At 69.1% G+C, this 2,351-nt stretch carries 2 protein-coding genes and 1 pseudogene; 2 read left to right on the forward strand and 1 reads right to left on the reverse strand.

The window, feature by feature from the left end; genetic code table 11:
• Nucleotides 1–118: 118 nt before the first annotated feature.
• A pseudogene (locus IEZ15_RS46295) lies at nt 119–327 on the reverse strand (VOC family protein); the annotation flags it as partial.
• A 122-nt stretch (nt 328–449) separates the two neighbouring features.
• Between IEZ15_RS46295 and IEZ15_RS43710 the strand changes: the two are divergent.
• Together IEZ15_RS43710 and IEZ15_RS43715 are read left to right on the forward strand one after the other, a co-directional pair.
• Nucleotides 450–1,814 (forward strand): outer membrane protein assembly factor BamB family protein, encoded by a 1,365-nt coding sequence (locus tag IEZ15_RS43710; protein ID WP_189282485.1) that lies wholly within the window; start codon nt 450–452, stop codon nt 1,812–1,814.
• Nucleotides 1,815–1,980: 166 nt separating this feature from the next.
• The coding region (locus IEZ15_RS43715) for an IS6 family transposase (RefSeq protein WP_189282486.1) at nt 1,981–2,351 on the forward strand (371 nt) is incomplete at its 3' end.

Raw genomic sequence — 2,351 nt, forward strand, 5'->3', positions numbered from 1 at the left:
TGTCTCTTGGCGGAAACACATGATCAAGCAGAGGCCGTCCAGCTGTCAGGCGAACAACAAACCCCACCAAGAAATGATCTTGGTGGGGTTTAAAGCCAAGCTTAATGCACGTCGATCCGTTGCCCTCCGGATCGGTCATCGCCACCCAGGAGCCGCCCTGCGCCGCCAACTCCCGCATTACCCGCGCCCCGAGCCCGGCCAGCCGCTCCACCTCGGCGCCGCGCCGCTCGCCACCCACATGGATGTCGAGGTGCAGCCGGTTCTTGCCGGACTTGGCCCCGGGACACGCTGGAAGAGGATGCGCCGGCCGAGCCCGGTCTCGTTCTCCTCCCCGCTCGCTTACGATGATCTTCGCTCGCACGGCCGGGGGGCCGGTGGGCGGCGGCGGACGCCAGGGGGGTGCCGCCGTACGGGGGTTCGGGACATGTGCAGCTCGAGGGGGCCGCGTGATGTCGGGAAGAAGTCTGGTCAAACCACTGGTGTGGACGGCGATCGTCCTGGTGGTGATCGGATCGCTGACGGCCATGATGCTGTCGCCCTATGGCTATCTGCCCGGGGATGCCATGGTGCGGTCCTGGTCGGCCGCGAAGGACCGGACGTCGAGCGGGCAGGACGACAACTGGGTCGTCGGTGACGTGGCCATCCGCAGTAGGTACGACGAGGTGACCGGGTTCGGGCTCGCCGCGGGACAGGACGGCAAGAAGCTCTGGGAGTACGTGCCACCGGGCCGCACCCAGATGTGCGGCGCCGCGCCGCACGCGGGCGCGGGGGTCGTGCTCGTCGCGTACGAGGACGACGGCACCGGCGAGGGGAGTACCCCCGACGGGGTGCCCGTCAAGGCCTGCTCGAACGTCCTCGCCCTGGACGCCAAGGACGGCCGGGAACTGTGGAAGGAGCACTCCAACCTCCGCAGGGACTCGTTCGGTGACGTGGTCGCCGGGAGCAGTCCGCGCCTGGACGCGGGCGGCGGCCTCGCGGTGGTGGCCCAGGACCGGCGCGCCACGACGTCGACGGGGCAGAAGGACAAGGGCGGCGACGTCTCGTTGCGCGGCCTGGACGTGCGCACTGGCAAGCAGCGCTGGGCCGCCGAGCTGCCCGACCGGTGCGGTCCCGACACGGTCTCGGTCGGCAGGAAGAGGGTGTTCGCGGTCCTCACCTGCGGCTCCGGCGGGCGCGACAAGCGCGCGGTCGCCGAGGTGACGGTGGCCGCCTTCGACCGTGCGACCGGCGCCCTGGAGTGGAACGTCCCCGTCGACGCGCGGCGCCCGCTCGACCCGAAGACCGCTGTCGGCATCGAGTCGGCCGACCCGCTGGTGCTCACGGTCGGGGTGTCCGCGGACAGCCCGGGGAACACGGGCCTGTTCATCTCGTTCGACGAGAACGGGCGGCCCCGCCCCACCATCGAGCTCGACCGCGAGCAGGGCGTGATCCAGGCGAGCACCGTGATGTCGACGGCGGTCGTCGGCGACCGGCTCTACGCACTGGCCAAGTACTGGAAGAAGGGCAACCACCACACAGTCATCGCCTTCGACCTCAAGACCGGCGAAGAGGTCTGGTCGCAGGGCATGGACGATCCGGCCGCAGGGATGGCGGTGATCGGCGACCGGGTCACGGTGCTGTGCGAGTGGTCCACCCAGAGCGCGGCGATCACCACCATGGTCGAGCTCGACGCCGCAGACGGCGAGGAGCTCGACGAACGCCACTTCCGTGACGAGGTGCCCGGCCTCGTGGGCGGCATGTACGAGCGCGACGGCAGACTCGTGGTGGCGGGCCTGGGCGGCAGCTACCCGTTCACCGCCTACGAGCGGTGGTGACGGGCGGGCCCTAGTAGGGCTTGGTCAGGTTCGTATTGGGGTGGGTATGTCGCGGTGGCAGGTCGGGCAGGTGCCGGCCCAGAGCGCGAGGAGTGTCTGCGGCGCTGTCACGTTGGCCGGCTGAGTGGGATGATTTTCGGGTTGATCAGGCTGGAGAGGGTTGTCCGTGGGGGACGTGTCGCCGTCGTACAAGGGCCATCGGTACCCGGTCGAGGTGATCTCCCACTGTGTGTGGCTGTACTTCCGGTTTCCGCTGTCCTTCCGTGAGGTGGAGGAGCTGATGCTCGAGCGCGGTGTCGTCGTCTCGCATGAGACGGTCCGCCGCTGGTGTGCCAAGTTCGGGCAGTGCTACGCCAGCGCGCTGCGCCGCCGGCAGCCCCGGCCCGGCGACAAGTGGCATCTGGACGAGGTCTTCATCAAGGTCAACGGTGAACGGAAGTACCTGTGGCGGGCCGTGGATCAGGATGGCAATGTCCTGGACATCCTCGTGCAGAACCGCCGGGACACTGCCGCGGCCCGGCGGTTCTTCCGCAGACT

This window comes from Streptomyces atratus (assembly GCF_014648655.1).
Lineage (GTDB): Bacteria > Actinomycetota > Actinomycetes > Streptomycetales > Streptomycetaceae > Streptomyces > Streptomyces atratus.